Source organism: Streptomyces sp. NPDC048411 (genome assembly GCF_040704695.1).
GTDB lineage: Bacteria > Actinomycetota > Actinomycetes > Streptomycetales > Streptomycetaceae > Streptomyces.
The window spans coordinates 1-7352 of record NZ_JBEZKL010000223.1; the positions used below are offsets into that span (position 1 = coordinate 1).

A 7352-nucleotide genomic window follows, 5' to 3' on the forward strand; every position below is an offset into this window, starting at 1 on the left:
GGGGCGCCAGTTATGTTGTGAGTCATACCGGATCACGAGCGCCGAGCCTGGCAGCAACCCATCCCGGGCCGCAGAAGAACTCTCACAGTTATGTTCTTCGCGGTCCTGCAAGAGGGCCGCTGGCCTCCGGGCCCGGCATGACTGTTGCCCCCTGTCGAAGGCATGACCTGGGGGGTGGTGTCACCGGGCCCGGGAGGTGTCGTCGGAGACGCTGATGAGAGGTCTGGCCCCGACCACCAAGCAATCCGGGACCTCGATCCACGGCGAACACGCACCACGAGGCGGAAACCGGCAGCTCAAACGCGCCATGTTCCTCTCCGCGTTCGCCTGCATGAACGCCGATCCCGCCTCCCGCACCTCCTACGACAAGCAACGCGCCCGCGGAAAGACCCATACCCAAGCCCTCCTGCGCCTCGCCCGCCAACGCATCAGCGTCCTGTTCGCCATGCTCCGCGACGGAACCTTCTACGAGCCCCGAACCCCCACCGTCAGTTCGGTGCGCCCCCAGCCGGGATGCCGCCCGTCTGCGCCACACCGTGCGCACCCCCGCAGGTGTCCTTCCCTGAGCCGGCTGGACCGCAGTGGAGCATCGTGCAAGGGGCAGCGAGTATCGTTCTACGGTTTCCGCAGGTCACGACGGTTCAATGGGATCACCGGTTCTCCCGCGGAGCAGGAAAACGCCTGTCCACCCGCGGATCCCACCCACCGCTAGGGTCACACATGAGTGAGACAGTGCTTTTCGCCCGTGAGTTCCTGCGCAGTCCGCTGCGGACAGCCTCCTTGATCCCGAGTTCGGCCCGGCTGGTCGAGCGGCTCGTCGCCGCCGTGCCAGAGCGGGGCGAGCCCGTGGTGGTGGAGCTCGGTCCGGGCACGGGACCTGCCACCGAGGCGATCCAACGCAAACTGGCAGGCCGCGGCCGTCACATCGCGGTCGAACTGAACGAGCGGCTCGCCGCGCATCTAATTCAGCGGTTTCCCCGCGCCGAGATAGTCACCGGCTCCGCCTGGGAACTGCCCCGCATCCTGGCTGACCGGGGCCTGCGCAAGGCGGACGTGGTGGTGAGCAGCCTGCCCTGGCCAGCGTTCAAGGGCCCGAACGGCAGCGCCCTCGTACCGAAAATCGCCTCCGTTCTGCCCGAGAGCGGCGTGTACACGCAATTCACCTACACCTGGACCCACTGGGCCCCACCGAGCCGTCACCGGATCGCCCAGCTGCGGCAGGCGTTCGAAGAAGTGGTCACAAGCAGGACGGTGTACCGCAACCTGCCTCCCGCCCTGGTGTATTCCGCCCGCAGGCCGCGCGTTCCGGGCGGTCAATCCCTTTCGCCGGCCGCGCGCGCCGCGAATCGAATCGCATCCTGACTGGGTGGCGCGCCGAAGAGGCGTCGGTACTCCCGGCTGAACTGGGACGGGCTGTCGTATCCCACACGATATCCGATGTGCGCGATGTCTTTTGGATGTGCCGCCAGAAGAAGCCGGGCCTCATGAAGTCTGATCTTCTTCTGGAACTGAATGGGACTCATTCCGGTAATGGCCTGGAAATTCCGGTAGAAGGCGGAGGTGCTCATCCCGATCAGCTCCGCCACGTCGTCCACCCGGAACGGCTTTCGGTAGTTTTCCCGAATCCACTGCACAGCTCTGGCGATATGGGAGAGCTTGCTGTCCGCGAGACCGATCTGGCGAACCGTCGCGCCCTGCTCGCTGGTGATCAGGCGCCACAGGATCTCCCTTTTGACGAGGGGGGCGAGCATGTCCCGGTCCCGCGGCTGGTCGAGCAGGCGCAGCAGTCGCACGGCGGCGTCGAGGAGCTCGGCGGAGGCGTCACTGACGGCGAGGGCAGGGGGTGCGGTGCCGTTGTGCGGAAAGCTGCCGGGAGCGGCCTGCAGCATCATCTCGGCGACGTCCGAGGGCTGCAGGAGCAGGCCGAGACCCAGCGCCGGCCGCTCCGGGGTGGCCTCGATGAAGTGTCCGGTGACGGGCAGGTCAACGGATGCGACCAGGTACTGCCCGACACGGTACTCGTACACGTACTCGCCCAGCGCGAGACGTTTGGCGCCCTGAGCGATCAGCGCCATGACCGTTCCGGTCATGGACGCATGGGGTGCTTGCGACTCCTCGCGGCCGATCAGCACGTGCTCGATGGCGGTCGTTCCGTCAGCTCGGGCGTGACGGGCCAACAGAGTGCGGAGTTCGTCCAGCAGCATGTGCCGATTGAACCACCGCGGGCGAGGAAAGGTCCAGCGGTCCTTTCCGGGTCACGCGAGATCGCGGAGAGGATCGTGCAAGGCTTCGCCACTTTTGGGCAAAGCAGATCCCTGGGCGGGCTGATTGAATATCCGGAGTCTCTGAAGCTTTGTTTTTCAGGGGTTCGCTGAATCGTGGAAGGAGAAGCGGTATGACGGACGGAACCCGCAGCGAGATACTTCTTTGCGTCAACGGCCTGACGCACCGTCTGACCGTTGACCATCGCAGAACATTGCTCGACGCGCTCCGCGAGGGCACAGGCCACACAGGACCGAAAAAGGGCTGCGACCGCGGGCAGTGCGGCGCCTGCACAGTGCTCCTGGACGGTCGGCGCGTGGTGTCCTGCCTGACGCTGGCGGTCGCCGCCGACGGCTCGGACGTCACGACAGTCGAGGGCCTCGCGCACGACGGTGAACTGCACCCGCTACAGCAGGCGTTCGTACAGCTCGACGGTTTCCAGTGCGGGTACTGCACACCTGGCCAGCTCTGCTCCGCGGTCGGGATGCTGGCCGAGCACGCGGCGGGCTGGCCCAGCGCGGTCACCACCGACGTCTCACCCGAGGGACGGGCACCGGAGCTGGACGCCGAGGAGGTGCGCGAGCGCCTGAGCGGCAACCTGTGCCGCTGCGGCGCCTACCCGTCGATCGTGCGCGCCGTGCTGGAGACGGCGTCCCGCGAGGAGGTGACGGGATGAAGGAGTTCGGCTATCAGCGGCCGAGTCAGGTCCGTGACGCCCTCACCCTGGTCGCCGAGGACGAAGGCGCCCGGTTCCTCGGTGGTGGAACGAATCTCGTCGACCTGATGAAGGACGGCATCGAGACGCCCACCCGGCTGGTGGACGTGCGCCGACTGCCGTTGGACGGTGTCCGGGAGACACCCGACGGAGGACTCGTCATCGGCGCGACGACGACAAACAGCGACGTGGCGGCCCATCCCGAGGTGCGCGGCCGGTACCCGGCACTCAGCCAGGCCGTGCTGGCGGGCGCGTCGGGGCAGCTGCGCAACATGGCCACGGTGGGTGGCAACCTGCTGCAGCGGACCCGATGCGGCTACTTCGCGGACCCCTCGCAGCAGTGCAACAAGCGCAGCCCCGGCAGCGGATGCTCGGCGATCACCGGAGACCACCACAACCACGCGATCCTCGGCTGGTCCGACCACTGTGTGGCCACCCACCCCTCGGACATGACCGTGGCCCTGGCCGCCTTCGACGCGGCCGTACGCTACGAGACCCTGGACGGGAGGCACGAGATCCCACTGTCCGAGTTCTACCTGCCGGTCGGCGAGACCCCGCACCGGGAAACGGTTCTGCCCCCGGGCGCCCTGATCACCGCGGTCACCCTGCCGGCCGCCGCGGCATCCCCGCGTTCGCGCTACCGCAAGGTCCGCGAGCGCGCGTCCTATGCCTTCGCCAACGTGTCCGTCGCAGCCGCGCTGGATGTCGAGGAGGGCGTTGTCCGAGGCAGCCGGATCGCGCTCGGCGGCCTCGCCTCACGGCCCTGGCGCGCCCACGTCGCCGAGTCCGCCCTGCGGGATGCCCCCGCCACGGCCGACCGCTTCGGTACCGCCGCCGACGCGGAACTGTGCGCCGCGCGGCCGCTGCGCGACAACGCGTACAAGGTCATGCTGGCCCGCAACCTCATCGTGGCCGTCCTGACCGAGCTCGCCCACCGGGCCGAGTGACGAACCGGTCCCGTCACACGCCCTGAAGGAGATCAACACATGAACGCCTCCTCGACCAGTCCATGCCCGTCACCGGCCGGACACCCGGACCCCGGGCCGAACACCGCCGGGACATCCGCCCCGTTGGCCGGTACGAGGGAACCGCCACTGGGAGCCGTTGGCACGGCGCGACCCCGTATAGAGGGAACAGCCAAGGTCACCGGCACGGTGCGCTACGCTGCGGACGAGCCGATGAGCGACCTGGCGCACGGCTGGGTCGTCACCTCCACGGTGACCCGCGGACGCATCCGCGACATCGACACCTCCGCTGCGCTGGCCATGCCCGGCGTGCTGGGCGTGATCGACCACCGCAACGCGCCCCGGCTCAACCTGGATGCAGGTTCGTTCTTCGGGCCCGACGGTGGCATGCACCTGCTGCAGAGCGATGAAATCCCTCACTCCGGCCGGCCGATTGCGCTGGTGGTGGCGGAGACAGCGGAGCGGGCCCGGTCGGCAGCCATGGCACTGCGGGTGACGTGTGACGAGGAACCATTCGACGTCAACTTCTCACTTGAGCACCCGGCCGCCCGGCCGGCGACGTCGTTCTTCGGAGAGGACGCCACCGTCGGTGACGTGGACATGGAGCTGGCTGCGAGCGCGGTGGTCGTCGACGAGCACTACGTCACCCCCGAGGCGCACGGCGCCGCCATGGAGCCGCACTCCGCGACCGCCTGGTGGGAAGGCCGGCGCCTGCAGGTCATCGACTCCAACCAGGGGCCCTTCCTGGTCGCCATGACGGTGGCCACACTGTTCCATCTCGACCCGAAGCAGGTACGCGTCCGGTCTGCGCACGTCGGTGGCGGCTTCGGGTCCAAATCAGGGGGATGCGGCCCCCAGCTGGTCCTGGCGGTGATGGCCACGACGATGTTCGACCGCCCCGTACGCGTCACCCTGACCCGGAGTCAAGTGTTCCAGACGGTCTCGATGCGGCCCGCGACCGACCAGCGAGTGCGGATCGGGGCCGATGCCGACGGCCGACTGCGCGCCATCGACCACACAGCGGCCTTCGAGGTCTCGAGGCTCGCGGATTACCTCGAGAACTGCACCGAGCTCTCCAACACGCTGTATGCGGCACGGGCGATCCGTACACGGCGCACCGCGGTCCCGGTCGACATCCTGCCGCCGTACTCGCTGCGCGGGCCCGGCGCGACACCCGGTTCGTTCGCGCTTGAATCCGCCATGGACGAGGTAGCGGAGCGCTTGCGCATGGACCCCCTCGAGCTTCGGCTGCGCAACGAGCCCTCCGTTGGCCCCGTGTCCGGCCTGCCGTTCAGCCGCCGCAACCTCGTCGCGTGTCTGAGAGAGGGTGCTCGCCGGTTTGGCTGGGCCACACGTGACCGCCGGCCGCGGACGCGGAGGGAGGGACGCCTGCTCGTCGGCACCGGGATGGCGGCCACGTCCTTCGGCGCGGGGGCGCTGCCCTCGACGGCATCGATCACCGCCGAGGCCGACGGGGTCTTCACCGTGGCCATCGCCGCCAGCGACATCGGCACCGGCGCACGCACCGCGTTGACCGCAGTGGCGGCCGAGGCGCTGCGCGTAGATCCCGAACGGATACGGCTGCTGATCGCGGACAGCGACCTCGGTCCCGCGTGGGGCGCCGGCGGATCCCGGGGGTCGACGTCCTGGTCCTGGGCGATCACCGAGGCCGCGGCGAAGCTGCGTTCCCAGCTGGGCGGCGCCACGCTGCCGCTGACCGTCTCGTTCGACACCACCGAGTCGCTTGGTGAGCTGCCCCTCATGGAACGGCACTCCTACAGTGCTGTGTTCTCCGAAGTGACCGTCGATCCGGCGACCGGCGAGGTGCGTGTGCGACGGCTTTTGGGGATGTTCGCCGTGGGCCGCGTGATCAACCCGCTGCTCGCACGCAGTCAGCTCGTCGGGGGCATGATCATGGGGCTGTCGATGGCCCTGCACGAAGAAGGCGTCCGTGATCCGGCCACCGGCCGTCACGTCAACGCGGACTTCGCCGGCTACCACATCGCCGCACACGCCGACGTACCCGACATCGAAGCCGACTTCGTACCCGACTATGAACCTGGCGACCCGTCAGGCATCAAAGGCGTCGGTGAAATCGGCACCGTCGGCACCGCCGCCGCGATCGCGAACGCCGTCTGGCACGCCACCGGCCGCCGCCGACGGACCCTGCCCATCCGTCCGGACCGCCTGCTCGAGGAACGGCCTCCGTCGTGAGCCGTCCGCGGGAAAGGGCTCCCGGACGACCGCTGCCGTCGTGGCCCCCGCCCGGGACCTGAACGGGAGGTACGCGTGCTACGCGAGGTATGGCCCTTCGTCGACGCCCACCGTCGGGCGGGCCGGCCCGTCGTGCTGGCCCGGCTGGTGGGCCGTGACGGTCCCGGATCACGACCGCTCGGCGCCACCATGGCCGTCGCCGGGGACGGTACGTGGCGCGGCTCGCTGTCAGGCGGCTGCGTCGAGGGCCTCGTCCTGGACGCGGCCCGCGCCGTGCTGGCAGGTGCCGCGCCGCATGTGACCGCGGTGTCGCCTGGGGACGAACTCCTGCCCTGGGAGGACGCTCCCGTCTGCGCCGGCGAACTGCGAGTCCTCATCGCACCCGCGCCGCCCGAGCCGGTGCACCGCGCCATCACCACGTCGCTGGCCGAGGACCGTCCGCTCGCCGTGCGGGTCAGGCTGAGGCCGCCCCACCACTGGTCGACGGCAGCCACTGTCGGTCAACTCCTCGACGTGGGACCAGCGTTCACCGAGGAACTGACGGGTCGGCCGCGGCTGCTGCTGGTCGGCGCGACAGATCTCGCCGCAGTCCTGGCCACCCTGGCCGGGACCTTGCACCGCAAGGTCGTCGTCATCGACCCGCGGCCCGGCCATGCCGCCTCCGGGGCCATCACCGGTACCGCCGACGTCGTCCGTGCCTGGCCCGACGAGTGGATCGCCCGCCATCCGCTCGGCGTACGCGACGCGGTCGTCACACTCAGCCATGACCCGCGCATCGACGACCGCGCTCTTCGCGCCGCTCTGACAGGCCCCGCCGGGTACGTCGCCGCGCTCGGCAGCCGGGCCACCCACACGCAACGCCTGCGGCGCCTGGCCGACGTGCCCGGACTGGACCGGCTGACCGGCCCGGCGGGCCTCGACCTCGGCGGAGCGTCGCTCGCCGAGAGCGCACTGTCGATCCTTGCCGAGCTCGTCGCGGTGGACAACGGCCGCGGCGGGCGGCGCCTGCGCGACGGCGATTTGCCCATCCGGGCCACCACGCCCGCAGCGCACACCCAGGGCCTGTTCTGAGTTCCCCGCCTGCGCCCCGACGCCCGGCACGCACACTCGCCGCACGGCGCCGCAGGACAGGTGGCTCCGCCACATGACCTGCGACACCGCCAACGACCGCGGCGGACTTACCGGTTCGCGCCTGG

6 protein-coding genes and 1 pseudogene are annotated in these 7352 nt (G+C 69.7%); 6 read left to right on the forward strand and 1 reads right to left on the reverse strand.

The window, feature by feature from the left end:
• Positions 1-220 precede the first annotated feature (220 nt).
• Positions 221-484 (forward strand): annotated as a pseudogene (locus tag AB0915_RS37360) (transposase); the annotation flags it as partial.
• 236 nt (positions 485-720) lie between these two features.
• Positions 721-1362, forward strand: coding sequence for an SAM-dependent methyltransferase (locus tag AB0915_RS37365; protein WP_366695606.1), 642 nt, complete (start codon positions 721-723; stop codon positions 1360-1362).
• On the opposite strand, the gene AB0915_RS37370 is transcribed toward AB0915_RS37365, so the two are convergent.
• Entirely contained in the window at positions 1314-2204 is an 891-nt protein-coding gene (locus tag AB0915_RS37370; protein ID WP_366695608.1) for an AraC family transcriptional regulator, read from the reverse strand. The genes AB0915_RS37365 and AB0915_RS37370 overlap by 49 nt on opposite strands.
• Positions 2205-2395: 191 nt before the next feature.
• On the opposite strand from AB0915_RS37370, the gene AB0915_RS37375 reads away from it, so the two are divergent.
• The 4 genes from AB0915_RS37375 (at position 2396) to AB0915_RS37390 (ending at position 7227) form a co-directional block, all read left to right on the forward strand.
• Positions 2396-2938, forward strand: coding sequence for a 2Fe-2S iron-sulfur cluster-binding protein (locus AB0915_RS37375; protein ID WP_366695610.1), 543 nt, complete (start codon positions 2396-2398; stop codon positions 2936-2938).
• Positions 2935-3924, forward strand: coding sequence for a xanthine dehydrogenase family protein subunit M (locus AB0915_RS37380; protein WP_366695612.1), 990 nt, complete (start codon positions 2935-2937; stop codon positions 3922-3924). The genes AB0915_RS37375 and AB0915_RS37380 overlap by 4 nt, the downstream gene beginning before the upstream one ends.
• A 39-nt stretch (positions 3925-3963) precedes the next feature.
• Positions 3964-6156, forward strand: a complete 2193-nt coding sequence (locus AB0915_RS37385; protein ID WP_366695614.1) for a xanthine dehydrogenase family protein molybdopterin-binding subunit — start codon at positions 3964-3966, stop codon at positions 6154-6156.
• 75 nt (positions 6157-6231) lie between these two features.
• Complete coding sequence (locus tag AB0915_RS37390) at positions 6232-7227, forward strand: XdhC family protein (protein ID WP_366695616.1); 996 nt, start codon at positions 6232-6234, stop codon at positions 7225-7227.
• The last annotated feature ends 125 nt before the right edge of the window (positions 7228-7352 follow it).

Coding starts and splice junctions, on each gene's coding strand:
- AB0915_RS37370 (WP_366695608.1), bottom strand. CDS start 2,204: ATGCTGCTGGACGAACTCCGCACTCTGTTGGCCCGTCACGCCCGAGCT.
- AB0915_RS37380 (WP_366695612.1), top strand. CDS start 2,935: ATGAAGGAGTTCGGCTATCAGCGGCCGAGTCAGGTCCGTGACGCCCTC.
- AB0915_RS37365 (WP_366695606.1), top strand. CDS start 721: ATGAGTGAGACAGTGCTTTTCGCCCGTGAGTTCCTGCGCAGTCCGCTG.
- AB0915_RS37375 (WP_366695610.1), top strand. CDS start 2,396: ATGACGGACGGAACCCGCAGCGAGATACTTCTTTGCGTCAACGGCCTG.
- AB0915_RS37385 (WP_366695614.1), top strand. CDS start 3,964: ATGAACGCCTCCTCGACCAGTCCATGCCCGTCACCGGCCGGACACCCG.